This window comes from Bacillus sp. LQ16 (assembly GCF_057784645.1).
The window spans coordinates 1,454,751-1,480,149 of sequence record NZ_CM173491.1 but is presented as its reverse complement, the minus strand read 5'-3'; the positions used below and the strand labels follow the sequence as shown (position 1 = coordinate 1,480,149).

27 protein-coding genes, 2 riboswitches and 1 other annotated feature (1 of these 30 running past the window's edge) are annotated in these 25,399 nt (G+C 37.2%); of the genes, 2 read left to right on the top strand and 25 right to left on the bottom strand.

The annotated features are described in order from the left end of the window. Positions 1-33 precede the first annotated feature (33 nt). The 6 genes from cysC to AC3EMB_RS07490 form a co-directional block, all read right to left on the bottom strand. Positions 34-645, bottom strand: a complete 612-nt coding sequence (gene cysC / locus AC3EMB_RS07515) for an adenylyl-sulfate kinase (protein ID WP_029441817.1) — start codon at positions 643-645, stop codon at positions 34-36. A 12-nt stretch (positions 646-657) separates the two neighbouring features. Continuing rightward, positions 658-1,794 (bottom strand): sulfate adenylyltransferase, encoded by a 1,137-nt coding sequence (sat, locus tag AC3EMB_RS07510; protein ID WP_064531921.1) that lies wholly within the window; start codon positions 1,792-1,794, stop codon positions 658-660. A 38-nt stretch (positions 1,795-1,832) separates the two neighbouring features. Then, positions 1,833-2,537 (bottom strand): phosphoadenylyl-sulfate reductase, encoded by a 705-nt coding sequence (locus AC3EMB_RS07505; protein ID WP_098852291.1) that lies wholly within the window; start codon positions 2,535-2,537, stop codon positions 1,833-1,835. Positions 2,538-2,624: 87 nt separating this feature from the next. Further along, entirely contained in the window at positions 2,625-2,768 is a 144-nt protein-coding gene (locus AC3EMB_RS07500; protein WP_000538896.1) for a YezD family protein, read from the bottom strand. 72 nt (positions 2,769-2,840) lie between these two features. Next, positions 2,841-2,949: riboswitch (SAM riboswitch) on the bottom strand. A 115-nt stretch (positions 2,950-3,064) separates the two neighbouring features. Continuing rightward, positions 3,065-4,381: a diaminopimelate decarboxylase gene (gene lysA / locus AC3EMB_RS07495; RefSeq protein ID WP_254488933.1), complete on the bottom strand. Its 1,317-nt coding sequence runs from the start codon at positions 4,379-4,381 to the stop codon at positions 3,065-3,067. A gap of 180 nt (positions 4,382-4,561) precedes the next feature. Then, positions 4,562-4,743: riboswitch (Lysine riboswitch) on the bottom strand. Between the two features lie 89 nt (positions 4,744-4,832). Further along, positions 4,833-5,228: a DUF3888 domain-containing protein gene (locus AC3EMB_RS07490; protein WP_001228820.1), complete on the bottom strand. Its 396-nt coding sequence runs from the start codon at positions 5,226-5,228 to the stop codon at positions 4,833-4,835. 254 nt (positions 5,229-5,482) lie between these two features. On the opposite strand from AC3EMB_RS07490, the gene AC3EMB_RS07485 reads away from it, so the two are divergent. Both AC3EMB_RS07485 and pssA read left to right on the top strand, forming a co-directional pair. After that, on the top strand, positions 5,483-7,369 hold the full coding sequence (locus AC3EMB_RS07485) for an LTA synthase family protein (protein ID WP_454500523.1): 1,887 nt from the start codon (positions 5,483-5,485) through the stop codon (positions 7,367-7,369). Positions 7,370-7,557: 188 nt separating this feature from the next. Then, on the top strand, positions 7,558-8,259 hold the full coding sequence (gene pssA, locus AC3EMB_RS07480; protein ID WP_000285417.1) for a CDP-diacylglycerol--serine O-phosphatidyltransferase: 702 nt from the start codon (positions 7,558-7,560) through the stop codon (positions 8,257-8,259). A 30-nt stretch (positions 8,260-8,289) separates the two neighbouring features. Here the strand turns inward: pssA and AC3EMB_RS07475 are convergent, their stop codons facing one another. From AC3EMB_RS07475 to ilvB, 19 genes are all read right to left on the bottom strand, one after another. Further along, positions 8,290-9,261, bottom strand: a complete 972-nt coding sequence (locus AC3EMB_RS07475) for an NAD(P)-dependent oxidoreductase (RefSeq protein ID WP_053564912.1) — start codon at positions 9,259-9,261, stop codon at positions 8,290-8,292. A gap of 144 nt (positions 9,262-9,405) precedes the next feature. Continuing rightward, positions 9,406-9,573, bottom strand: coding sequence for a DUF4025 domain-containing protein (locus AC3EMB_RS07470; protein WP_095691170.1), 168 nt, complete (start codon positions 9,571-9,573; stop codon positions 9,406-9,408). A gap of 68 nt (positions 9,574-9,641) precedes the next feature. Further along, on the bottom strand, positions 9,642-10,658 hold the full coding sequence (locus tag AC3EMB_RS07465) for a histidinol phosphate phosphatase domain-containing protein (RefSeq protein WP_000861843.1): 1,017 nt from the start codon (positions 10,656-10,658) through the stop codon (positions 9,642-9,644). A 12-nt stretch (positions 10,659-10,670) separates the two neighbouring features. Beyond that, on the bottom strand, positions 10,671-10,994 hold the full coding sequence (gene hisE, locus AC3EMB_RS07460) for a phosphoribosyl-ATP diphosphatase (RefSeq protein ID WP_000426355.1): 324 nt from the start codon (positions 10,992-10,994) through the stop codon (positions 10,671-10,673). Between the two features lie 10 nt (positions 10,995-11,004). Next, on the bottom strand, positions 11,005-11,310 hold the full coding sequence (hisI, locus tag AC3EMB_RS07455) for a phosphoribosyl-AMP cyclohydrolase (protein WP_000803964.1): 306 nt from the start codon (positions 11,308-11,310) through the stop codon (positions 11,005-11,007). Beyond that, positions 11,307-12,065, bottom strand: a complete 759-nt coding sequence (gene hisF, locus AC3EMB_RS07450; protein WP_023521478.1) for an imidazoleglycerol phosphate synthase cyclase subunit — start codon at positions 12,063-12,065, stop codon at positions 11,307-11,309. The genes hisI and hisF overlap by 4 nt, the downstream gene beginning before the upstream one ends. Beyond that, a complete protein-coding gene (gene hisA, locus AC3EMB_RS07445; protein ID WP_000402295.1) occupies positions 12,059-12,778 on the bottom strand; it encodes a 1-(5-phosphoribosyl)-5-[(5-phosphoribosylamino)methylideneamino]imidazole-4-carboxamide isomerase in 720 nt (239 codons plus the stop codon). The genes hisF and hisA overlap by 7 nt, the downstream gene beginning before the upstream one ends. Next, a complete protein-coding gene (hisH, locus tag AC3EMB_RS07440; protein WP_053564913.1) occupies positions 12,751-13,380 on the bottom strand; it encodes an imidazole glycerol phosphate synthase subunit HisH in 630 nt (209 codons plus the stop codon). Before hisH ends, hisA begins: the two co-directional genes overlap by 28 nt. Beyond that, a complete protein-coding gene (hisB, locus tag AC3EMB_RS07435; RefSeq protein WP_053564914.1) occupies positions 13,381-13,965 on the bottom strand; it encodes an imidazoleglycerol-phosphate dehydratase HisB in 585 nt (194 codons plus the stop codon). It lies immediately after the preceding gene. Next, on the bottom strand, positions 13,965-15,254 hold the full coding sequence (hisD, locus tag AC3EMB_RS07430; RefSeq protein ID WP_000692518.1) for a histidinol dehydrogenase: 1,290 nt from the start codon (positions 15,252-15,254) through the stop codon (positions 13,965-13,967). Before hisD ends, hisB begins: the two co-directional genes overlap by 1 nt. A gap of 11 nt (positions 15,255-15,265) precedes the next feature. Further along, positions 15,266-15,901 (bottom strand): ATP phosphoribosyltransferase, encoded by a 636-nt coding sequence (hisG, locus tag AC3EMB_RS07425; RefSeq protein ID WP_029441809.1) that lies wholly within the window; start codon positions 15,899-15,901, stop codon positions 15,266-15,268. Further along, positions 15,877-17,139, bottom strand: a complete 1,263-nt coding sequence (locus AC3EMB_RS07420) for an ATP phosphoribosyltransferase regulatory subunit (RefSeq protein ID WP_000170292.1) — start codon at positions 17,137-17,139, stop codon at positions 15,877-15,879. Before AC3EMB_RS07420 ends, hisG begins: the two co-directional genes overlap by 25 nt. Before the next feature lie 310 nt (positions 17,140-17,449). Beyond that, positions 17,450-18,031 (bottom strand): 3-isopropylmalate dehydratase small subunit, encoded by a 582-nt coding sequence (gene leuD / locus AC3EMB_RS07415; RefSeq protein ID WP_000433187.1) that lies wholly within the window; start codon positions 18,029-18,031, stop codon positions 17,450-17,452. Continuing rightward, a complete protein-coding gene (gene leuC / locus AC3EMB_RS07410) occupies positions 18,009-19,403 on the bottom strand; it encodes a 3-isopropylmalate dehydratase large subunit (protein ID WP_488517606.1) in 1,395 nt (464 codons plus the stop codon). Before leuC ends, leuD begins: the two co-directional genes overlap by 23 nt. Then, positions 19,403-20,467 (bottom strand): 3-isopropylmalate dehydrogenase, encoded by a 1,065-nt coding sequence (gene leuB, locus AC3EMB_RS07405; protein ID WP_053564917.1) that lies wholly within the window; start codon positions 20,465-20,467, stop codon positions 19,403-19,405. Before leuB ends, leuC begins: the two co-directional genes overlap by 1 nt. Before the next feature lie 77 nt (positions 20,468-20,544). Next, a complete protein-coding gene (gene leuA / locus AC3EMB_RS07400) occupies positions 20,545-22,065 on the bottom strand; it encodes a 2-isopropylmalate synthase (RefSeq protein ID WP_000809597.1) in 1,521 nt (506 codons plus the stop codon). A 1-nt stretch (position 22,066) separates the two neighbouring features. Then, positions 22,067-23,077 carry a ketol-acid reductoisomerase gene (gene ilvC, locus AC3EMB_RS07395; RefSeq protein WP_001151744.1) on the bottom strand — a complete coding sequence of 337 codons (1,011 nt, stop codon included), beginning with the start codon at positions 23,075-23,077 and terminating at the stop codon, positions 22,067-22,069. Positions 23,078-23,103: 26 nt separating this feature from the next. After that, positions 23,104-23,613: an acetolactate synthase small subunit gene (gene ilvN, locus AC3EMB_RS07390; RefSeq protein ID WP_000822952.1), complete on the bottom strand. Its 510-nt coding sequence runs from the start codon at positions 23,611-23,613 to the stop codon at positions 23,104-23,106. Next, entirely contained in the window at positions 23,610-25,310 is a 1,701-nt protein-coding gene (gene ilvB / locus AC3EMB_RS07385) for an acetolactate synthase large subunit (RefSeq protein ID WP_098678625.1), read from the bottom strand. Before ilvB ends, ilvN begins: the two co-directional genes overlap by 4 nt. 72 nt (positions 25,311-25,382) lie before the next feature. After that, positions 25,383-25,399 (bottom strand) — a binding site (T-box leader) (it continues 211 nt past the right edge of the window).

Here is a 25,399-nt window from a genome sequence, read left to right as displayed (position 1 = left end):
TCCTTGCCCCAATCGAACTTTGAGGTAGGAATTTTACTTCCCGGCAAATAGCGGGATAAAACTACGCTCTTGTAAGTACTTCACGATTTGTTCTGCACATTCTTCAATAGAATATTTGTGCGTTTCTACAATTAATTCTGCTTGCTCTGGCTCTTCATAAGGCGAATCAATACCTGTGAAATCCTTAATATCACCTTTTCTTGCCTTTTTATAAAGCCCTTTCGGATCACGTTTCTCACACTCTTCAATCGGACACTTCACAAAAATTTCAATAAATTCATCTGCCGCTAATAAATCTCTTACTTGTTTGCGGTCTACTCGAAATGGTGAAATAAATGCTGTAAGGACAACTGTTCCTTGATCTACAAATAACTTTGCCACTTCGCCAATACGTCTTATATTTTCCATGCGATCACTTTCAGAAAATCCTAAGTCTTTATTTAAACCGTGGCGAATGTTATCCCCATCCAGCACATAATTTCCAATATTCTTTTCAAACAGTTTACGAGCGACCGCATTCGCTACTGTAGATTTACCCGAAGCTGATAAACCAGTAAACCAAATTACAAAACTGTGATGTCCATTCTTCACTCTTCTCTCATCTTTTGAAACCGAAGCTGTATGCCAAGTAATATTCGTATCCATCTCGTTCTCTCCCTATTCTGTTACTACTTCTTTTTTTAAACCTTTAATTAGCACTTCTACTACTTCTTTACGACTAAATGTACTTGGCGGAATCTCACCGTTTCTTAATAATTCTCTTACTTTCGTACCTGATAAAATAACATGATCTTCTTTTCCGTGCGGACATGTTTTTGTTGAAGCCATCGCTTCACATTTCGTGCAGTAAAAACTATGTTCAAAGAATAGTGGTGTAATGCCTAACTCTTCTATCGTAAAATTCGTGAAGATTTCTTGCGCTTCGTATGTTCCGTAATAATCTCCTACTCCGGCATGATCACGTCCTACAATAAAGTGGGTACATCCAAAATTCTTTCTTACTAACGCATGAAATATCGCTTCTCTTGGTCCTGCGTAACGCATTGCAGCAGGAAATACACTTAAAAAGACACGATTTTTCGGATAATAGTTTTGAAGGAGTACTTCATAGCTTTCCATTCTTACATCAGCAGGAATATCATCCGATTTCGTTTCTCCAACGAGTGGATTTAAAAAGAGACCATCTACAATTTCAAGAGCAGATTTTTGAATATACTCATGGGCACGATGTACCGGGTTTCTCGTTTGAAATCCGACTACTGTTTTCCACCCACGTTTTTTAAATTCTTCTCTCGTTTCAATTGGGTCTAAATGATAAGAAGGAAATTGATTATTTTCAAAGCGTTTTGTTAGAATAATAGTTCCTCCAACGTAAACGTTTGGTCGTTCATATAATTTTTTCACTCCTGGATGAGCCTCATCCGTTGTTTTATATACAAGTAACGCTTCTTTTTCTTTATCTGGTACGAAAATATCTTCTATTTTAATAGCACCATATATATTTCCATTGTTGACAAGCTTTACTTCCTCTCCGGTCTTCAGGCTTTCTGCGACTTCTTCTGTTACCGGTAATGTAATTGGTATACTCCACACACTACCATTTGCTAAACGAAGCGTTTCTACGACTGAATCATAATCTTCCTTCCCCAAAAAACCAGTAAGCGGGCTATATCCACCTGTCGCCAATAGTTCTAAATCACTTAAAGCAATGTTGTCTAATTTAATTTCTTTTTCAATTTGTGATATATCATATGTCTCATCTATACGGTTTACTAATTCGTTTACTGTGCTCATTTTCTATATCCCCTCTTAGCTTTATTTCAAGATTCATCTTATTGATAATGAAGACCACATTCGGTTTTCACTTTCCCAGCCCATCTACCATCTCTTGAATCGCCACCATCCCCTACAGGTAAAGTACATTTCTCACACCCAATACTTGGATAGCCAACATCATGCAACGGGTTATACGGCAAGCTATGTTTGTATACATATCGCCAAACTTCTTTCCACGTCCAATGAATAAGTGGACAAACTTTAATAGATTGAAAACGATGATCTTGATTTATAAACTTTGTATGCTTACGTGTTTCTGATTGTTCCCTTCTTAAGCCCGATATCCATGCTTTTTCCACGACTAATGATTTTTCTAAAGGTGAAATTTTTCTAATCTTACAACAAAGATTCGGATTGCTCTCCCACAGTTTTTCACCATGCAACTTCGCCTGTTCATCAAGTGTAAGTTCTGGCTGCTTTTCTATAATATTCAATGAAGGAAATCGTTCCCTCACTCTTTGAATTAATTCATATGTTTCTTGAAAATGAACATTTGTATCCAAAAATACAACTTTAGCAGATGGATTTACTTGGTTTATAAGGTGCAGCAATACCATACCTTCCACCCCAAAGCTACATGCGTAGACGATTTCATCTTTATACTCTTCATAAGCCCAATTTAATACTGATAAAGCGCCTTTTGTTTCATCTTCTTCCGAAAACGAAACAACATTTTCTTCCCACGTTTCATACGTCAACATGTTTTTTCCCCCTGTAAAAGCAAAAAGACGGTTTTAACCTAATGAAAATAGGTTAAAACCGCCTCTAGTTTTTCTAGTCAGCGCTTTTCACTTTAAACGTACTTTTTCACTTTTCTCTAACTGAATTACTTTTCCATCTTGCACAACAATTGTAATTGAGCCATATTTCATATCAGCAAGCATCGCTTCAATCTTCTCGGATACTTCATCAAAATGTTCCCGTACACCCACGCGAACAGCCCCCCTTTTTATTCATAAAAAAAATCTTTCCCATTTCGAAAAGACTGTTCGGTAATATATTTTACCTTATCTTTCAAAATGGATTCCATTTTGCTGGATTTAGCACCTTGCTTTCTATAAGCAGGTTGCCGAGCTTCTTCGGGCCAGTTCCCTCCGCTTCTCTTGATAAGCTTTGTATTTGTATTTTATCACAATTCTGATTTTTTTCAATCCTAGTTTTCCGATATATTTTAATTATTTTATTTTACAAAAAAGGAATTGCCCATCCGAACAACCCCTTTTTCTATTTAAACAAGCTCTTTAATACGTATGCGATCGTTCCCAATAATATTTTCATATGTTTCGCGTTCCACAACTACTTGCGATGTTCCGCCTTTTGCAAAGACAACGGCTGGTCTTCGAATCCGATTGTAATTATTCGCCATCGAGTACCCGTAGGCTCCTGTACAGGAAACTGCTAGTAAATCAGCAGAAGCGACTTTCGGTAAATGAATATCCCAAATCAACATATCTCCGCTCTCACAACATTTCCCCGCAATCGAAACGAGTTCCTCATTCTCATCATTCCCTCGATTCGCTAACATTGCTTCATAACGCGCACTATATAAAGCAGGTCTTAAATTATCTGTCATTCCACCATCGACTGATACATATTTCCGAATACCAGGAATATCTTTCACAGATCCAACTGTATAAATTGTTGTCCCAGCATCACCTACAATGCTACGGCCTGGTTCAATCCATATTTCTGGCAATGGATATTCACATACAGTAAATTGTTCTCTCACTGCACTTGTTACAGCTCGCACATATGTCTCAAGAGTTAACGGTGTATCCGACTCTGTGTAGCGTATTCCAAATCCCCCGCCTACATTTAACACTTTTACTACATAGTTTGTTTGCTCTCTCACTTCTTCTAAAAATTGGCGAAGAACTTCAATCGCTCGAACAAAGCCAGCTGTTTCAAATATTTGCGATCCGATATGTGAATGAATCCCTAGCACATTATAATTGGATTTTTGTAAAGCAAATCCAATTGCCTGTATCGCTTGACCGTTTGAAACGCCAAATCCAAATTTCGAATCATCTTGGCCTGTTGTAATATATTCATGTGTGTGCGCCTCTACTCCAGGCGTTACACGAATTAATATGTTCACAAACTTTCCATGTTGCATCGCTAAATCGTGTAAAACTTCTAATTCAAAGAAATTATCTACGACAAAACAACCGATATTCGCCTGAAGAGCCATCACTATCTCTTCTTCTGTTTTATTATTTCCATGAAAATGAATACGTGATGCTGGAAATCCTGCTTGGAGCGCAGTATATAATTCTCCTCCAGAAACAACGTCTAATGACATATTCTCTTCACGAGCTACTCGGCACATCTCCATGCACAAGAACGCCTTGCTTGCATATGCTACTTGATAAGAGAAACCACTTTCTTTAAAAGCACGATGAAATGCTCGGCATTTTCCTCGAATAGACTCTTCATCGTATACATAAAGTGGTGTTCCGTATTGCTTTGCTAGCTGCGTCGTATCGCACCCTCCAATTTCTAAGTGTCCTTGCCCATTAATTCGGCTTGTGCCGTGTAAATACATTTAAATTCCTCCCTTATTTCCTCTAAAACTCATAACCCCAATCTTCTATTCATTGCAGCACGCTTTTAGATAGACAAAAAACGCGCGGAACAATGTTCACACGCGTTTCTTATTAGGAAAAATATATATTGAAAAAATAAACGAGTTGTTATCTCCTCAAAATAAGAAACCGCATCAACATCTCCAAATAGCTCTCCATAAAATAAATCTTATGACAGTACTACATTTATTCAATGTAGTCCCAATATATGAATAAGATGGTTATTCTTATATTTCGGCAATAGTCCCTTTCAGCCTATGATCACAGATTCCATGAAATCTCCCATAGCTTACTCTTTCCTATCGCGGCCTCTACCTTTGAGAGTAGATGAGGTAAGTCTATTTAATTTTCAAACATCTAATTGTTGCTATTAACAATACCAAAGGACCATTTTATTTGTCAAACAATTTTTTATATTGTTTTTTTACAGTTTAATTTTGTATCATTTGGTAAGCGCTTTACTGAAATCTTTGTCACTTCCCATTCGCCTTCTTCGTTATTAAATGTAATCGTTACCTTCTCAAATGGGGGAGCAATTTTCCCAGCAACACGTTCATACTTTGTCACTTCAATACTTGCTTGAAATAAATATGTACCGCTATACACTTTTTTTAAACTAATAATTTTAGGACATTGATACGGTTTCAAACTTCCATATTGTTTTTCAATTGCTTTATTTATTTTTGGAAATAAAACAGAATAAAGTGCATCTTCCATAAGAGGTGCATCATATTGAGCTATTGACACACTCGGTGAGGTAAAAAGTATAACACTACTACATGCTATAAAATATAATAATTTTCGCATTATAACCTCCGTATTATCACGCGATTCTTTCTGCGTACGATAATTATCATACATAGAAATTCTGTTTTATTGTCTCCCACCACTCTTTTTCTACTCGATTATTATAAAAAAGCCCACAACTCTCTTTTATTTTCGTATAATGATACTCATAGTATAATAATCATAATAACAAAGGACTGTTCGTATATATAAAATGAGTCGTTAAGCAAACTGACTCACAAGAACTGTCATGCTTTTTAGGAGAGGAGTATATTATGCTACAACATCTGTTTCCAAAACTGCGATTTGCACTCGTTGCAGTCGTTTTACTATGGATTAAAACATATATTGTGTACAAGCTAGCATTTGATATTAAAATTGATAATTTCTTTGAAGAATTCATGCTTTTTATTAATCCACTAGCTGCGTTACTTTTATTTTTCGGCTTAGCTTTACTTGCATCTAAGCACCGAAACCGAATTATAATTGGAATCAGTTTTATACTGTCATTTATTTTATTTGGAAACGCAATGTTTTATGGGTTCTATAACGATTTCGTTACTTTCCCGGTTTTATTCCAAACAAACAATATGGCTGATTTAGGGACAAGTATAAAAGAACTCTTTACGTACAAAACATTACTTTTATTTGCAGATGCAATTATTTTAATGTTTATTTCGCGTAAATTCCCATCATTTGGCGACAAAACACCACTTTCCCGCTCAGAGAAGCGAACTTTCTTTAGCGGTGTAACAGCTTTATTAGCACTACAAATTGTTGTATCAGTTATTTATAAACCACAAATGTTCTCGCGCTCATTTGACCGTCAAACTGTCGTAAAGAATTTAGGTTTATACACATATCATCTATTTGATATTACACTTCAATCCAAGTCTTCAGCTGAGCGTGTATTTGCAAGTGGGGATGGATTTTCTGAAATCAAAAACTATACAGACTCAAAAGACAAACAAGTTGATAAAAACTTATTTGGAGCTGCAAAAGGTAAAAATGTAATTTTAATTTCAATGGAATCTACACAAAGCTTTGTTATTAATAAAAAAATAAATGGAAAAGAAATTACCCCATTTTTAAATGAATTTATTAAGGATAGTTTCTATTTCGATAACTTCTATCATCAAACTGGACAAGGCAAAACTTCTGATGCTGAATTTATCGTTGAAAACTCACTTTATCCGCTAGATCGTGGTTCTGTATTCTTTACTCATGCAACAAACGAATACACAGCGACACCAGAACAATTAAAGAAATACGGATATTCTTCTGCCGTCTTCCATTCAAATGATAAAACGTTTTGGAATCGGGATGTAATGTATCCTGCGCTTGGATATGATCGTTACTTTAATTTAAATGATTACGCAGGAACGGAACAAATGTCTGTCGGTTGGGGATTAAAAGATAAACAGTTCTTTGAACAATCTATTCCAAAGTTAAAATCTTTACCGCAACCGTTCTATACAAAATTTATTACATTAACAAATCATTTTCCGTTTCTTCTAAATCCGGAAGACCAATATGTTGATGAATTCAACTCAGAAAGTGGTGTTGTAAACCGCTACTTCCCAACTGTTCGTTACACAGATGAAGCTCTTAAATTATTTATTAAACAATTAAAAGAAGAAGGACTGTATGATAATTCCGTTATTGTCATTTATGGTGATCATTATGGTATTTCCGAAAATCATAACGCAGCTATGGCACAGTTCCTAGGAAAAGATACTATTACACCATTCGATTCTATGCAATTACAACGAGTTCCTCTTATTATTCATGTGCCTGGTCAAGAAGGAAAAGTTGTTTCTAAAGTATCTGGTCAAATTGATATTAAACCAACGCTCCTTCATTTACTTGGTATTAAAACAAATAAATCCGTTGAATTTGGAACTGACTTATTTATTAAAGAAAAAGACCCGCTTATGGTAATGCGTGATGGTAGCTTTGTTTCTGAAGAGTATGTTTATACAAAAAATATGTGCTACAAAAGAAGTACGGGTGAAGAAGCTGATATGACGCTATGTCAGCCGTATATTGAAAAAACAAAAACAGAATTAAAACTCTCCGATAAATTAATTTATGGAGATTTATTACGTTTCGATCCTAATAATCAATATAAAACTGGAACGATGACAACGAAATTTGAATAGTAAAGGAAGCAACTTTATACAAGTTGCTTCCTCTTTTTATTTTCACTTAATTTTTAAATCATCCTTCTATGAAATCTTTCACAAATTGGTAATTTCTTTCGTATGAGGAATAAATTTATGGTATGATAAAATAAGTAAACTTTCATACACTAATTAAGAATTTATTACAGAAAGCAAGGGATCAGATTTTGTATAGAGCAGCTATTCCAAACTTATTTACGCTCGGAAATTTATATAGCGGATTTTTATCAATCGGCTATGCATCTTTAGGATATTATAAATCAGCTGCTATTTTAGTACTTATCGGGATGATGTTAGATAGTCTTGATGGTCGTGTTGCTCGTTTATTACGTGTTGATTCACAAATGGGAAAAGAGCTCGACTCGCTTGCAGATGTCGTAACATTTGGTGCAGCACCTGCTGTTTTAATGTATTACACATCTTTCTCAAACTACGGAATCATCGGATTATACATAGCGGGATTATTCCCTCTTTTCGGAGCATATCGTTTAGCACGATTTAATGTAACACCATCTTCTACTTCAATGAAATATTTCACTGGAGTACCGATTACAGCAGCGGGAGGGCTTGTTGCTTTCTTAACATTATTTTCACATACCATTCCAAAAATCGTTCTTATTACCGTATTTGTAACGTTCGCATTTTTAATGGTGAGCCGCATTCGTATCCCAAGTTTAAAAGATGTACCAATTCCACGATATAGCATCATTATTACACTATTTTTAGTTGGAATCATTATTACAATGTATCAAACAGGATTTGGCAATTTTTCTGTTTTCTTATTCATTGCCATTCCACTATATATTTTGTACATGTTATCTCAATTCATTAGACAAAGACCGTCTAAAAAAGCGAATAAAGAAAAATAAGAAAACCTTCCGAGTCCGGAAGGTTTCTTTTTATTTTGTGACTAATACCTTTTGATTTACAGGTGTTACTGGCTCTTCGCCGTTTAATACAGCTAAAATATTTCTGACAGCCATTTCAGCCATCGCATCACGAGTTTCAAACGTTGCATTCCCTACGTGTGGAGCAAGTACTACATTCTTTAACTCTTTTAGCTCTTCTGTAATTTTCGGTTCAAATTCAAACACATCAAGAGCTGCCCCTTCAATTTCATTCGTTTTTAATGCATAAGCAAGTGCTGCTTCATTCATAATTGGTCCACGTGAAGCATTTACAATATACGCTGTTTTCTTCATCATTTTAAACTGCTCTTCATCAATCATATGATGTAATTTCGGATTATAAGCACAGTTAATTGTAATAAAATCTGCTGTTTGTAATAATTTTTCCAACGTCACATACGTTGCTCCCAGTTCACTTTCAGCTTCAAACTTACGATTTGGCCCTGTATATAAAACATCCATTCCAAATGCTTTCGCACGTTTTGCAACAGCCTTCCCGATTTCTCCAAGACCAATAATTCCGATTGTCTTACCGTGGACTTCTCGTCCTAAGAAAAATAACGGTGCCCACCCGTTAAATCCAGTCGTACGACATAACGTATCCCCTTCAGGAATTCTACGCGCCGCTGCTAAAAGAAGTGCAAATGTTAATTCTGCAGTCGCTTCCGTTGATACTTTCGGTGTATTCGTAACTGCAATTCCTTTTTCACCCGCATACGTGTAATCAATATTGTCGTAACCAGCACCATAGTTTGCAACAATCTTTAAATGAGACGCTGCATCAATAACTTCTTTTGGCACCTTTGTCGAAAGTAAACTTAACAATGCATCTTTATCTTTTACACGCTCTGTTAATTCATCTATAGAAATTAATTCCTCTTTATCGTACATTTCTACATCATGATCTTTTAATAGTTCTAATCCAATTTCCGGAATTTTTCCCGCTACTAATATTTTTGCCACTACTAACACCTCTTCTATAGAAAATAAGATATCTCTTATATTTCATTGTAAGAAATCCACATATAAAAACCAAGGAATTTGATTATAGTTTTGAAAATCGACACTTTTCCATGAAAAAAGAGGAGATGCAACTCTCCCCTCTTCTTACGCTTTTTCCTGCGATTCTTTTCCGAGCTTCACATCAATAGTTCCTTCTGCAACCGTATCGCTAATTTGCTCCTCAATAACCGATTGAGATGCAGAATTCGTTTCAGAAGTATAAGCTTGTTGCTGTGCAACTTGTACATTTTGTTTATTTTGTTGTTTCGCCATTTCTTACCCTCCTTTTCATTCTTTCTTATTTTGAACAAAAAGGGTGGTTTTCATCAAAAAATTGCGTTTCATTTTGAATTTGTTACTTCTTCTTCAAGCGACCTCATTACTCTTGCTCGCTTCGTAAATGTTGCAACCTGAGTAACACCGTGCGCTCGTAATGTTTGTACATTCTCTTGTACATAGTTCCCTAAATCATTTGGATAATGGGCATCCGAAGAAATCGTAATTGGAACACCATACTTAGCTAATACTTGTAAATATAGTGGACTTGGGCACATTTCACGAACAGGATAACGATAGTACAATCCTGCATTTATTTCTGTTGCCGTATTCGTTTCTACTAACGCACAGGCAATTTCCTCATAATAAGAAAGCTGTTCATTCTCATCCAATCGATAATTAAATACCTTTATATTATCTAGATGAGCGATAATATCAAATAACTCGGTACGAATCGCACTCTCAACTGTTTTAAAAAACGTATCGTATAATGCGCGTAGGTCATGCACCTCAAAATATTCTTTCGTATCTGGATTATCAAATCCCCAGCCATTTAGAAAATGAACGGAGCCAATTACATAATCAAAGTCTCCTAGCGCTAATAATTCTTTTAACTCTCCTTCACAACCAATAAAATAATCCGCTTCAATTCCAAGTTTAAGTGTGACACCTCTTTTACTCCATCGTTCTTTCGCCTCTTCAATTGCCTTTGTAAAATCATACAGTGAAACTACCCTTACTTGATCTAACCATTCTTTCTGTATACGACCGAGCTTAGAATCACTAATATCTACATATTTTTCATAATATCCTTTCGCTTCATGAAAACGATATAGATGATCAACAATTCCCACTTCTTTTATTCCTTTTCGCACAGCTTCTTCTAAATATAGATCTATCCATTCTGTTGTAAATGGCCCTTCCTTCACACGTTTTTGCAAACGCTCTTGTGTTTTCATAAGCCAATCCATAGAATGCCTTTCTTGAAGCGGTTCATAACATTCCAACGCTTCATTTATTTTAGCAAGCCATCCTATTGAATACGGTCCTTCTTCTAAGTGAAGATGATAATCTACTTTCATATACATTCCCCCTTATAATGTATCTATTTCCCTTCTATCCCCAACTCTCGAAAGCTTTCCATTTCGTTCTTTCACCTCTCGCATGACATCTTCCAATGCGATATTTTTTTCAGCTAATAAAACGAAACAGTGATAAAATACATCAACCATTTCTTTCACTACTTCTTCTTTATCATTATTTTTACATGCGATAATTACTTCAGCACACTCTTCACCAATTTTCTTTAAAATTTTATCTTCTCCTTTTGAAAATAAATAATTTGTATACGATTCAGGAAGTGGGCTTTCCTTTCGTTCTTCAATTGTTTTATACAGCAACTTAAAGGCATTTTCCATATGTATCCCCCTATATAATTTGATAGTGAAAACATGTCTTCTCCCCCGTATGACAAGCAGGTCCTACTTGTTTCACATTCACAACAATTGAATCTTGATCACAATCTAAGTATAGAGATTGCACATATTGAACATTCCCTGATGTTTCTCCCTTATTCCATAACGACTGCCTCGAACGAGAGTAAAACCATGTTCTTTTCGTCTCTAACGTTTTTTCATATGCTTCTTCATTCATATAAGCTAGCATTAAAACTTCTTTCGTACCTTCTTCGATGACAATTGCCGGTATTAATCCTTTTGAAAAATTAGGTTTCATAACCGCACCTCAACATTTGCATCTCTTAATTTTCGCTTTACACTCTGCACTGTCGCCTCACCATAATGAAAGATGGATGCCGCTAATGCTGCATCAACTGTTGTCTTTTGAAAAACTTCTATAATGTGATCCGTATGACCACAGCCTCCTGATGCGATGACTGGAATGGAAACACTTTTTGAAATTTCTTCTGTTAAACGAAGATCATATCCACTTTTCGTTCCATCTGCATCCATACTCGTTAACAAAATTTCACCCGCCCCGAGCTTAACAACACGCTTCGCCCATTCTATGGCATCCATTCCTGTGTCAACTCTTCCGCCGTTGACGTATACGTTCCATTTATCTTCTGCTACTTTTCTAGCGTCAATTGCCACGACAATACATTGTGATCCAAAGTGTTCTGCGCCCTCTTCGATTAGCTTCGGATTTCGCACTGCCGCTGAGTTTATTGAAACTTTGTCTGCTCCAGCTCTTAGTAAATTGTACATATCTTTCACACTTGAAATCCCCCCGCCAACCGTAAGAGGAATAAATACTTTAGCTGCTGTTTTTTCTACAACATCTATAATCGTTTTTCTTCCTTCATGAGTCGCTGTAATATCTAAAAATACGATTTCATCTGCCCCTGCCACGTTATATGCTTCAGCTATTTCAACCGGATCACCGACATCTTGTAATCCTATAAAATTTACACCCTTTACGACTCGCCCTTCTTTCACATCTAGACATGGAATAATTCGTTTCGCTAACATAACTTCGTTACCTGTAACACTTCTTCTAAATCAATCGTTTTCTCGTAAAGCGCCTTTCCAATTATGACACCATATATATTCATATCATTTAACTTTTTCACATCTTGAATAGATGCCACTCCTCCAGAGGCAATGAGACGAATGCCCACACTTTTTTGAAGTAACGCCAATTGTTCAAAATTTGGCCCTGCAAGCGTCCCGTCTTTCGAAATGTCTGTAAACACAATCGTTTGAACATCTAAACTTTCCATTTGTTTCGCTAAACTAATATAAGAAATTTCAGACAGATCAAGCCAACCTCTCGTTGCTACGAAGCCATTTTTCGCATCAATTCCAACAATGATTTTCTCTTTATATAGACGAACTGCTTCCTCTAAAAATGACTTATCATAAAGAGCTGCTGTTCCTAAAATCACTTTTTCTACACCTACTGACAATAACTTCTCCACCGCTACAAGTGAACGAATTCCTCCTCCCACTTGCACAGGAATACGTACCGCCTTACAGATTTTTTCAATGACGGGCAAATTTAAAGACTCGCCAGCAATTGCACCGTCTAAATCAACAATGTGTAGTATTTCCGCTCCAAGCTTTTCAAATATGATTGCCTGCGCTACCGGATCTTCATTCATCACCGTTTCTTTACTAAACTCTCCTTGATAAAGTCTAACGCATCGTCCTTCTTTTAAATCGATAGCTGGGAAGATTTCCATGCTTCTACCACCCCTTGAAAATTTTTTAATATTTGCATGCCAATTTCACCACTTTTTTCTGGATGAAACTGTGCACCAAATACATTTCCTTTCGCTACAAACCCTGGTACTTGCATTCCATAATCACTTACTCCGCATACAATTTCATCTGGACAATCCGCGTAATATGAGTGAACATAATAAACGAAAGAACCATCCACTAATCCATTCCAAAGCGGAAATTCTCTTTCCTTCCTTAATTCATTCCATCCCATATGAGGAATTTTATACGAAACTTTTAACTTACGAATTTCCCCTGGTAGTAAACCTAACCCGCTACAATCTTTTAGTTCCTCACTTCGTTCAAATAAAAGCTGCATGCCCAAACATATACCGAGGAGAGGTTTTCCTATATCACAAACCTCTTTTAGTACACACACTAAATCTCTTTCTTCTAATACGTCCATCGCTTTCGGAAATGCACCTACTCCCGGTAAAATCACGCCATCGCTTCTCAATATCTCTTCTTTATCACTCGTTACAATGTACTCTGCCCCAATATATTTTAACGCTTGCTCTACACTGCGAATATTCCCCATTCCATAATCTATAATGGCAATCAATTACAACATCCCTTTCGTTGAATTTACACCAGTAATGTTGGCATTTTTTTCGACCGCTTCTCTAAGCGCTCTACCAAAAGCTTTAAATACTGCTTCAATTTTGTGATGCGTATTACTTCCGTATAGAACGCGCGCATGTAATGTAATATTGGCAGCATGTGCAACTGCTCTAAAAAATTCTTCCGTCAATTCTGTATCAAAATCCCCAAGCTTCGGATTTGTTAATTCCCCTTGAAATACACAATATGAGCGTCCACTTATATCAATTGCGACAAATCCTAAAGATTCATCCATCGGTACGTACGCTGAACCGTAACGATTAATTCCCTCTTTGTTTTGCAATGCTTCTTTCAAGCAATTTCCGAGTACAATTCCAACATCTTCAACGGTGTGATGTGCATCGACAAATGCATCCCCTTCTGCTTCAACTTGCAATCCAAATCTTCCATGTCTAGCAAATAAAGTAAGCATATGATCGAAAAAACCAACCCCTGTTTGAATAGATACATTTGTACTTTCATCAAGCTGCAAATTTAATTTAATTTTTGTTTCTGTCGTCTCACGTACTTGACTGGACTGACGCATTATTTTTCCTCCTCAAACCTTATTTGGATTGCTCTCGCATGTGCATGTAACCCTTCTTTATTTGCAAGCTCTACAATGTGATGCTGTACATTTTTTAATGCTTCCTCCGTATAAGAAATAAAACTTGATTTTTTCACGAAATCATCGACTGATAACGGAGAAAAAAATCTTGCCGTTCCGCTCGTTGGTAATACATGATTCGGTCCCGCTAAATAATCCCCGAGCGGTTCAGGTGCATATGACCCAAGGAAAATAGAACCTGCATGTTTCACATAATCTAGAGCATTCATCGGTTCTTTTATATGTAACTCTAAATGTTCTGGAGCAATTTCATTTGATAACTTTAGTGCCTCCTCTAAAGAAGGAACGATAAAGATGGCTCCATTTCTATTTATTGATTCACGTGCAATTTCACTTCTTGGTAACATTTCTAACTGTCTTTCTATCTCTTTTTCTACTTCTTTAGCTAGTTCCATATTCGTTGTAATACAAATCGCCGTTGCTCTCTCATCATGCTCTGCTTGCGATAATAAATCCGCTGCGATATATTTTGCATTACCTGTTTCATCCGCGACAACTACAATTTCTGATGGACCAGCAATCATATCAATATTTACTATTCCGTATACTTCTCGCTTCGCTAGAGCGACATACAAATTTCCCGGTCCAACTATTTTATCCACTTTCGGAATCGATTCCGTCCCGTATGCTAAAGCAGCAATTGCTTGCGCGCCACCTATCGTATAAATTTCATCTACTCCCGCAAGATTTGCAGCAGCTAATATATGCGGATCAATTCCTCCTTTCCTCGGCGGTGTTACCATTACAATCTTTTTCACACCTGCGAGTTTCGCCGGCAATACATTCATTAATACTGAAGAAGGATATGAGGCTGTCCCACCCGGTACATATACACCTACATTTTCTAACGGCCGAATGAGTTGCCCTCTAATTATGCCTTTACTTTCACAATCGAATATTGAGTGCTTCTTTTGCTTTTCGTGATACGAAACAATGTTTTTCTTCGCCTCTTTTAAAGCTTCTAAAAATGAATTCGTTACAAACATACTCGCTTGCTGTATTTCTTCTTCACTTACACGAAAATCTTTCATCTCTACACCATCAAACTTTTTTGTATAGAAAGATAAAGCTTCATCTTTCCCTTCCCTTACATTTCTAATGATTTCTCTTACACTTCTTTGAACAGTTTCTTCTATTATATTAGCGTTTTCTCTTAGCACTTTTACTTTAGATAATGCCTCCTTAAAGTCTTCATAAATGATTTTCATTTTAAGTCCTCCTATTTCCCTGATAAGATTTCTTGCTCCATCATATTTATAATACTGAATATTTCGTCTTTTTTAGTTTTTAAGGCTGCCTTATTTACAATCATCCGAGCCGATATAGAGTGCATTTCCTCAAATACAATAAGTCCATTCTCTTGTAATGTTTTTCCTGTTTCAACAATATCTACAATCGCATCTGCCAATCCAAGAAGAGGAGCGATTTCTACAGAACCTTCTATTTTAATTATTTCTACATCCTCTCCCTTATCATGAAAATAAGTAGAAGTAATATGCGGGTATTTCGTAGCAATTCTTTTCTTCCGGTAACTCTTCGGATTATACGTAGGAATAGAAGCAACACAAAACTTACAAATCCCCACTCCTAAATCCAGCATTTCATAAATATCTTTCTCGTTTTCCATTAAAATATCTTTTCCAACGATCCCAATATCAGCTACCCCATGTTCTACATAAGTAGCAACATCAACCGCTTTTACTAAAATAAATGAAACATTTGTATTTTTACTTTGAAATACAAGCTTCCGACCTTTATTTTTGAGATCGGAACAATCAATTCCAATCTGCTCAAAAAGTGGAATGACATGTTTTTCTAACCTTCCTTTCGTTAACGCAATTTGAATGTTACGCATGAAGCCTCTCCTTCTTTCTGGACTACCCATTTCTCATTCCATACATATTCCACTAAATATTCATTCTTTGCCTCAACGACCGTTCCTATTTTATTTTTTCTTGCAAATTGAAAGGTATCGCTTAAATTAGAGAATAGAGATAACCAAGCATTTTTCCCATCCTTTCGAAGTAAATTTCGTAACCTTTCTGCTTCCGCTAATCTATTTAACTCATAATGAATCACAATATCAATTTGATTTCGTTCATATGGTTCTTGCTGCTCTTGCAGGGCCTTCACAATTTGATTTACTTGTACCGCGAGTCCAACAGCTGGCAGCATTTCTCCAAAATTCCCAATTAGCTCATCGTATCTTCCGCCACTAACGATTTCTTCTCCAATTTCATATATATATCCTTTGAAAATAACACCCGTATAGTAATCTAAGTGTTGAATCATGCCCAAATCAATTGATATGTAAGAACCATATCCTAACGTTTCAATTGTTTCATACATTTCTTTTACTCTTGCAATTGCCATTTTCATTTCATTACTTGAAGCAAGCTTTTCTGCCTCCTCAATAACTTCTAAATTTCCAAATAGCCTTGGTAATTTCTCAAGTAATCTTACTGTCTCATCGCATCGATCTAATTTCTTTTCTCCGATAAAATTTGAGAGGGCAGCATAATTTTTACTTTCTATATACGTTCTAAGTACCCTTTCTTCTTCATCATGGATGGAGAGCTTTTTTACAATACATTTATATAACTGTACTTGCCCAATCTCAATTGTAAAAGATTGCACCTTCAACTTTTGAAGTGCTTGAATGACACTTATTACACATTCAATTTCAGCTCTTACATTATCAATCCCGATAACTTCAATACCACTTTGTACGATTTCATTATATTTTCCAGAATGGGATTCATTCGCTCGAAATACATTCCCGCTATACGTCACTTTAAGTGGCGTATCCCATCTCTGTGTTCCAATCACTCTTGCTAAAGGAATTGTCATATCTGGACGTAAAACGATAATCCTTCCCTTTTCATCAAAAAATTTATACATCTTCTCTTCATCTATCGGTCTATTTTGAAATGCAAAAACATCATAAAATTCAATTGTAGGTGTTCTTATTTCCTCATAACCTCTCTCTAAAAAAGTAAGCCTTAATTTTTGCTCCACTTCTTCAATTAACGTACATTCTTCGAATAAATAATCTCTCGTTCCATTCGGGTTCGCCCGTTTCCATTTTGTCATCTAAATTTTCACACCTTTCCCCTTCTAATGTATGCCTATTTCATTCACCTAAGCCGAAAATAAAAAGAGCCTTGTAGACAAAATACCTACAAGGCTCTTCAGTAGAGTGTAGGTACAACGGGAATAACCCTTGTACCTACACGTTTTCACGCTAGGTTCAAGGGTTTCATGTATGATGATGTAGTTGTGTAAGCATTGTAATAGATTTTATTGTATTCATAATACTTACTCCCTTTCTCCTCTGATTTTCACATAGTATATAACAGTTAATTTTGAATGTAAATACATTTTTAATATTCCGTCACTTTTTTTAATGTAAAGCCACTTTTCTTTCATACTCTTTTATTTCTTGTTCATATTGCATTGTAATACTAATTTCATCTAAACCATTCAATAACTTCTCTTTCCACATTTTCTCGATTGTAAAATGGAATCTGTGCATATTCGTTATAATTATTTCATTTTCTAAATCAACTGTGATTTGTTCCCTCGCATCTGTTTTTGCAAGTTGTTCACGCATATCTTTGTCCATTACAATCGGTAACATGCCATTCTTCATACAATTCATATAAAAGATATCGGCAAATCCTCCAGCGATAATAACGCGGAAACCATAATCAGCAAGCGCCCATGGAGCATGTTCTCTAGAAGAGCCACATCCAAAATTATCACCTGTGATTAATATGCTGGCTCCTTTTCTTTCTTGCGCATTAAGCGGGAAATTAGGGTTTTCTTGGCGATTATTATCATATCGCCACTCATCAAATAAAAACTTCCCAAACCCAGTTCTTTCAATTCTCTTTAAATATTGCTTCGGAATAATTTGATCTGTATCAATGTTATCATTCATCAGTACTGCGGCAGTACCTTTATGAATACGAAATGGCTCCATCATAACTCTCCTTTCTAATATCAACAAAATGACCATGTAACGCAGCCGCTGCCGCCATTGCCGGGCTAACTAAATGCGTTCGTGCTCCCTTTCCTTGTCTTCCTTCAAAATTGCGATTTGACGTAGAGGCACAATGTTCTCCTTCAGGCACTTGATCTGGATTCATACCTAGACACATTGAGCATCCGGGCTCTCTCCATTCAAATCCAGCTTCTTCAAATATGTGATGTAATCCTTTATGCATCGCTGCTTCTCTTACCCTTTGAGATCCAGGTACAACAAGTGCTCGCACACCTTCTTTTACTTTTTTACCTTTCACGACAGATGCAGCAATTTCTAAATCAGAAAGCCTAGAATTTGTACAAGATCCAATGAAAACATGTTGAACTGGAATGTCATACGTACTTTGTCCGGGACTCAACCCCATATAAGAAAACGCTCTTTCGTCATTTGCATCATGCTTTTCTGGCAATTTCTCATTAATCCGAACACCCATACTAGGATTTGTTCCCCACGTAACGTACGGCGCTAAATCCATAACATCTACTAGAATATGTAAATCATAAGCTGCATCTAAATCTGTATAAAGTTCTGACCATTTTTCCTTAATAGATTCATAGTCTTTCGGCGCATATTTACGCCCTTTTACGTAAGCAACCGTTTTTTCATCTGGTGCAATAATGCCAGCCTTTGCTCCCCCTTCAATTGCCATATTGCAAAGCGTCATCCTCTCTTCCATATCCATAGCATGAATGGTCTCTCCGTAAAATTCCATTACGTAACCTGTTCCAACTGCTACTCCGTACTTTGAAAGAAGGTGTAAAATAATATCTTTCGCATAAACACCTTGCGGTAACTTTCCTTTTAACTCAATGCCCATCGCTTTCGGCTTTCGTTGCCATAACGTTTGCGTTGCCAATACATGTTCCACTTCACTCGTACCAATACCAAACGCTAGTGCGCCAAAAGCACCGTGTGTTGCTGTATGACTATCACCACAAACAATCGTTTTTCCTGGCTGTGTGAGTCCAAGTTCTGGTCCTATAACATGAACGATCCCTTGCTCTTCATCTCCGATATCCGCTAATGGCACCTGAAATTGTTTACAGTTTTCCCGAAGTGTATCTAGTTGCTGCTTCGCAATGCGGTCGGTAATATTCCAAACATCTTTCGTTGGAATATTATGATCCATCGTTGCAAATGTTAAATCTGGTCTGCGGACTGTTCGATTTGTAAGCCGCAAGCCTTCAAAGGCTTGCGGTGACGTTACTTCATGAACAAGATGTAGATCGATATATAATAAATCCAATCCATTTTCATTTGTCGCAACTACATGTCTTTCCCAAAGCTTATCTAGTAACCTTTTCCCCATTATCTTCCTCTCCCTACTAACGCTTGCTCTTCCATTTCTTGAATAACTGCCTTTGTAAATGAAGTTGTCGTTTCAGTCCCCCCGATATCTGCTGTACATTTTCCAGATTTAAGGACTGCAGAAACTGCTTCTTCAATTGCACATCCTTCTCTCGTTAATCCGAACGATTGCCCAAGCATCATTGCAACAGAACGCATCATCGCAATTGGATTCGCCTTATTTTTCCCCGCAATATCCGGTGCTGATCCGTGAATAGGCTCGTATAATGAAGGCCCCTTTTCAGCGTGACTTGCTGATGGAAGCATTCCTAATGATCCAGCTAATACTGAAGCCTCATCACTTAAAATATCACCAAATAAATTTTCCGTTACAATAACGTCAAATCTTCCTGGATTCCGAATTAATTCCATAGCCGCTGCATCTACTAAAATGTGTTCTACTTCCACATTTGGGTAGCGAAGTGCTACTTCTTCTGTCACATTTCTCCATAGTTTACTAGACTCTAAAACATTCGCTTTATCAATAGATGTTACTTTTTTCTTCCGCTTATTTGCTAATTGAAAGGCATACGAAACGATACGTTCAATTTCATGTCGATGATACGTAAGTGTATCTGTCGCCACTTCTTCCGTTCGCTCTTTCGGATAAGAAAAATAAATTCCGCCTGTTAATTCACGAACGACAACGAAATCAATTTCATCAGCATTTTTTAATGGTGATAAATGTGCAGTTGCACTTTCTACCGTTACAGGGCGAACATTCGCAAATACACCGAGTCCTTTTCTTAATGCTAATAATCCTTTCTCAGGCCTTTCTTTCGCACTATCCCACCTTGGTCCACCTACTGCTCCAAGTAAAACCGCATCACTCGCTAAACAGGCGGCAAGTGTTCGCTGTGGTAATGGTTGCCCAGTTAAATCGATAGCAACACCACCAAAGTACTCATCTTGCAAATGAAAATGATGTCCATATAGCCTTTCTACCATATGCAATACTTCCTTCGCACTTTCCATAACTTCTGGACCAACACCATCACCAGCTAAACAAACGATACGTTTTTCCATTTTTAACACTCCTTTTAACTAAATTTTCAGAACCTTGATTTGATAGGTGAGGAAAGCTTCTCTCACCTATCAAATATTTATTTCACAAGCGCTATAAGAGATTTTAATTTCCCTGCTGCATGGACATAAGCTCTCGCCGACGCTTCCAATACGTCTTGCGCAACTCCGAAACCTGATATTTGGTGACTACCTTCTTTTAATTCAACATGAACGTGAGCAAGTGCATCTTGACCTTGTGTAATAGATTGTATGCGATAATCTGCCAATTCACATTCTAATCCTAAAATTCTTTGAATCGCATTGTATATCGCTTCAATACTACCAGAACCAGTGGCTGCATCTTCATATACATTTCCTTCCTCATCCTTCAGCACAACTGTTGCGCATTGTGTACTATTTGATACGAAATGCACTTGTAATTGCGTAATGTTATATTGCTGGGCTGCAAATGCTGCTTCACCAAGCATAATTGCGCGTAAATCTTCCTCAGTAATTTCCTTTTTACGATCCGCCAATTTTTTAAATGCTTCGAATGCCGCATCTCGCTCTTCATTTGTAAATTCATAACCAAGCTCTTTCATTTTTTCCGTAAACGCATGACGGCCAGAATGTTTCCCAAGTACAAAGAGATTTTGAGATTCTCCTATAAGCGCTGGTTCGATAATTTCATAAGTTGTTACTTCTTTTAGAACCCCATCTTGGTGGATGCCTGATTCATGAGCAAATGCATTCGCTCCAACGATTGCTTTATTTTTCGGTACAACCATACCCGTTAACCTGCTTACTAATGTACTCGTTGCCTTAATCTCTTTTAAAGTCATCGAAGGTTCTGCTTTATAAAAATCTTTTCTAATATGAAGAGCAACCGCAACTTCTTCTAACGCTGCATTCCCTGCTCTTTCTCCAATGCCATTAATCGTTCCTTCTACTTGCACTGCTCCGCCTTCAACCGCAGCTAACGAATTTGCTACTGCCATACCAAGATCGTCGTGACAATGACAAGAAAAAATCGCTTTTTCATATGATGGAACGGATTCTTGTAAGTATCTAAAAAGAGAATAATATTCTTCCGGATTCGTATATCCAACTGTATCCGGAATATTAATTACATTCGCTCCTGCGCGAATCGCAGTTTCTACTGCTTCAGCTAAAAATGCTCTCGATGTTCTTGTCGCATCTTCTGCAGAAAATTGTACTGTCGGAAATAATGATTTTCCAAGCGTAACCGAACGATGAATACTATTTAACACATCTTCTTTTGACATACAAAGTTTATATTTCATATGAATATCACTCGTAGCTAGAAATACGTGTAGACGAGGAGATACAGCACCTTTCACAGCTTCATATGCTCTTCGAATGTCACTTTCTTTCGCTCTAGCTAAACTCATAACCGTAGCATTTTGAATTGTATTCGCGATGCGTTTTACCGATTGGAAGTCACCTTCGGAAGCTGCCGCGAATCCAGCTTCCATTACATGAATACCAAGCCTCTCTAATTGCCTAGCAATTTGTAACTTCTCTTGTTCATTTAAATTTACTCCTGGTGATTGTTCGCCATCACGAAGCGTTGTATCCATGAACAAAATCTGCTTCATATTATTTAATCCCTACCTTTACTCGCGGCTGTACGAAAGGCATCATTTCACGTAATTTACGTCCTACTACTTCGATTTCATGTTCATTCTCTTTCTCATTTGTCGCGTGGAAATTTGGTCTTCCTGCTTTATGCTCTGCAATCCAGCCTCTTGCAAATGTACCATCTTGAATTTCTGCTAATACTGCCCCCATCGCTTTCTTCGTATCTTCAGTAACAACGCGTGGTCCTGATACGAAGTCTCCCCACTGCGCTGTATCTGAAACTGAATATCTCATATTTTCAAGTCCACCTTCATACATAAGGTCAACGATTAGCTTCAGTTCATGTAAACATTCAAAATATGCAAGTTCAGGCTGGTATCCCGCATCAACTAACGTTTCAAATCCTGCTTTTACAAGTGCAGTCACTCCGCCGCAGAGTACAGCTTGCTCTCCAAATAAATCTGTTTCTGTTTCTTCTTTAAACGTCGTTTCTAATACACCAGCTCTCGTTGCTCCAATTCCGTCAGCATAAGAAAGTGCTTTTTCAGTCGCAACTCCTGTTGCATCTTGATATACTGCAAATAATGCAGGAACAGCCCCTCCCTCGGTGAACGTACGGCGTACGAGATGCCCCGGTCCTTTTGGCGCTACTAGAAATACATCTACATTAGCTGGTGGTTTTACTTGATCAAAGTGAACATTAAATCCATGTGCGAACACGAGAGAGTTTCCAGCCTGTAAATTTGGTGCAATTTCAGCTTCATATACTTCTGGTTGTAATTCATCAGGTAATAGAATCATTACTACATCAGCTTTTTCCGCTGCTTCTGCTACTGTATATACAGAAAACCCATCTTCATTCGCTTTATCCCAAGACTTACCTTTTCTTAAACCTACTACTACATCAAATCCGTTATCACGTAAATTTTGCGCATGCGCATGACCTTGCGAGCCATATCCGATGATTGCTACTTTCTTTTCCTTTAATACATTTACTGTTACATCTTTCTCATAATAAACTTTTGCCATTTTCATTTCCCCCTATATTTAAATGATTATTGAATTAACATAACTTGCTTATCTTGTTTTTTCATACTACGTGTAAATGCTGTTACACCTGTTCTAGCAATTTCTTTTAAACCGTATGGACGAAGTAATTCAATTAACGCTTCTACTTTATCTTGCGTACCTGTTACTTGCACAACTATGGAATCCTTCCCAACATCTATTACAGCGGCTCGAAATGGTTCAATTAAACTATATAATTCTGCCCTCGCTACAGAAGTTGCTACTTTAATAAGAGCAAGCTCTCTAGCAATCATTGCTTCTTCTGTAATATCTGATACTTTCAGAACATCGATTTGCTTATGAAGTTGTTTAATTAACTGCTCAACTTGCTGTTCACTTTCAACGTGTACAACAATCGTCATTCGCGATATATCTGATGATTCTGTATGACCTACTGAAATACTTTCAATATTAAAATGTCTTCGTGTCATAACCCCTGTAATTCTGTTTAACACACCACTTTGATTTCGAACTGTCGCTGTAACAATTCTCTTCACCCTTTTTCCACTCCCTCCATTTGGTGAACACCTTTTCCTGGTGCAACCATCGGCATAACCTTCTCTGATTGAAGTACACGACAATCGATTACGACTGGCTCTTGTAATTCGATCGCATGCTGGATTTGCTTCTTTGCAAGAAGTGGATCGTCAATACGAACACCTTTTATACCATACGCATTCGCAAGAGCGACGAAATCTGGTTGGCATGGCAATAAAGAATGTGAATATCTTTGATTGTAAAATTCATCTTGCCATTGTCTTACCATTCCTAAAGCTTCATTATTTAAAATAAATACTTTAACGGGTAAAGCGTGTTCTTTTAATACACTTAATTCTTGCAGAGTCATTTGAAACCCAGCATCACCAACAATTGCAATAACTAATTCTTCAGGCTTTGCAATTTGCGCACCGATTGCTGCTGGAAATCCGAACCCCATCGTTCCTAATCCGCCAGAAGTTACCCATTTATCTGGATTTTTCAACGGATAGTATTGTGCTGCCCACATTTGATGTTGCCCAACGTCTGTTGTTACAATCGCTTCTCCTTTCGTGATTTCATATAGCATATCAATCGCGTATTGAGGTTTAATACTTTCAGAATTTCGTTTATAAGAGAATGGGTACTTTTCTTTTCTACTCTTTAATAAAGAGAGCCATTCATGATGATTTTCTTTCTTTCCTTCTGATTGAAGCAATACTTCTAACGCCCGCTTAGCACTTGCAACAATAGGAATCTCTGTTGACACATTTTTCCCGATTTCTGCTGGATCAATATCGATATGTGCAACAGTCGCCCCTTTAGCAAAAAAAGCTAAATTCCCAGTAAGACGATCGTCAAATCTCGCACCTATATTAATGAGTAAGTCGCATTCATATAACGCCATATTGGCTGTGTAAGAACCGTGCATTCCCCCCATCCCTAGAAATAGCCCATCATCTGGCGGAAAACCACCAAGTCCAAGTAACGTATGCACAACAGGGATTTCATATTTACGGGCAAAACTTGTCAATTCTTTCGAAGCTTTCGCATGCAGTATACCTGCTCCAGCTAAAATTAACGGTTTTTTTGCGGTTTCAATTGCTTGTAGTAATTTGTTTATTTGAAGTAGATTCGGTTCATAATTAGGGTTATATCCTGGTAAATCCATTTGTACATTGCTACATCGCTCACCTTTCTCGACTACCATATCTTTCGGAAGGTCAATAACGACTGGTCCTGGTCTTCCTGTTTTAGCAATATGAAATGCTTCTTTAATAATTCGAGGTAAATCTGAGGCCTTTCGCACTTGATAGTTATGTTTTGTCACTGGCATCGTAAGTCCCATAATATCCGCCTCTTGAAAAGCATCGCTCCCAATTAACGTTGTTGCTACTTGGCCTGTAAATACAACAAGTGGCAATGAATCAATCATCGCATCCGCTAGACCCGTAATTACATTTGTAGCACCTGGTCCACTCGTTGCAATTACAACCCCTGGGTTCCCTGTAATTCTGGCATACCCTTCAGCAGCGTGAATTGCCCCTTGCTCATGCCTTGTTAAAATATGCGGAATTTCACAATCATACAGTGCATCATAGAGAGGTAAAACGGCACCACCCGGATAACCGAAAATCACTTTTACGCCTTCCTTTTCTAGCGCTTCTAACAATAGCTGTGCACCAGTTGCCAGTTTCTCTTCCGTTTTTGAAGACATTGTTCTTATAAGCCCCCTTTTTTAAACTTTTATACAATAAAAAAATCCTACGTCCACACTCCAGCTATGTGCTGAAGGGACGAAAGATT

Coding starts and splice junctions, on each gene's coding strand:
- AC3EMB_RS07485 (WP_454500523.1), top strand. CDS start 5,483: ATGCTACAACATCTGTTTCCAAAACTGCGATTTGCACTCGTTGCAGTC.
- hisF (WP_023521478.1), bottom strand. CDS start 12,065: ATGTTAGCGAAACGAATTATTCCATGTCTAGATGTGAAAGAAGGGCGA.
- AC3EMB_RS07470 (WP_095691170.1), bottom strand. CDS start 9,573: ATGGCGAAACAACAAAATAAACAAAATGTACAAGTTGCACAGCAACAA.
- cysC (WP_029441817.1), bottom strand. CDS start 645: ATGGATACGAATATTACTTGGCATACAGCTTCGGTTTCAAAAGATGAG.
- hisB (WP_053564914.1), bottom strand. CDS start 13,965: ATGCGTCAGTCCAGTCAAGTACGTGAGACGACAGAAACAAAAATTAAA.
- AC3EMB_RS07505 (WP_098852291.1), bottom strand. CDS start 2,537: ATGTTGACGTATGAAACGTGGGAAGAAAATGTTGTTTCGTTTTCGGAA.
- AC3EMB_RS07465 (WP_000861843.1), bottom strand. CDS start 10,658: ATGAAAGTAGATTATCATCTTCACTTAGAAGAAGGACCGTATTCAATA.
- leuD (WP_000433187.1), bottom strand. CDS start 18,031: ATGGAGCCATTTCGTATTCATAAAGGTACTGCCGCAGTACTGATGAAT.
- leuB (WP_053564917.1), bottom strand. CDS start 20,467: ATGGAAAAACGTATCGTTTGTTTAGCTGGTGATGGTGTTGGTCCAGAA.
- sat (WP_064531921.1), bottom strand. CDS start 1,794: ATGAGCACAGTAAACGAATTAGTAAACCGTATAGATGAGACATATGAT.
- leuC (WP_488517606.1), bottom strand. CDS start 19,403: ATGGGGAAAAGGTTACTAGATAAGCTTTGGGAAAGACATGTAGTTGCG.
- AC3EMB_RS07420 (WP_000170292.1), bottom strand. CDS start 17,139: ATGACAAAATGGAAACGGGCGAACCCGAATGGAACGAGAGATTATTTA.
- hisI (WP_000803964.1), bottom strand. CDS start 11,310: ATGAAACCTAATTTTTCAAAAGGATTAATACCGGCAATTGTCATCGAA.
- AC3EMB_RS07490 (WP_001228820.1), bottom strand. CDS start 5,228: ATGCGAAAATTATTATATTTTATAGCATGTAGTAGTGTTATACTTTTT.
- leuA (WP_000809597.1), bottom strand. CDS start 22,065: ATGAAGCAGATTTTGTTCATGGATACAACGCTTCGTGATGGCGAACAA.
- hisG (WP_029441809.1), bottom strand. CDS start 15,901: ATGCGTAACATTCAAATTGCGTTAACGAAAGGAAGGTTAGAAAAACAT.
- lysA (WP_254488933.1), bottom strand. CDS start 4,381: ATGTATTTACACGGCACAAGCCGAATTAATGGGCAAGGACACTTAGAA.
- hisE (WP_000426355.1), bottom strand. CDS start 10,994: ATGGAAAATGCCTTTAAGTTGCTGTATAAAACAATTGAAGAACGAAAG.
- hisD (WP_000692518.1), bottom strand. CDS start 15,254: ATGAAAATCATTTATGAAGACTTTAAGGAGGCATTATCTAAAGTAAAA.
- hisA (WP_000402295.1), bottom strand. CDS start 12,778: ATGGAAATCTTCCCAGCTATCGATTTAAAAGAAGGACGATGCGTTAGA.
- ilvB (WP_098678625.1), bottom strand. CDS start 25,310: ATGTCTTCAAAAACGGAAGAGAAACTGGCAACTGGTGCACAGCTATTG.
- ilvC (WP_001151744.1), bottom strand. CDS start 23,077: ATGGCAAAAGTTTATTATGAGAAAGATGTAACAGTAAATGTATTAAAG.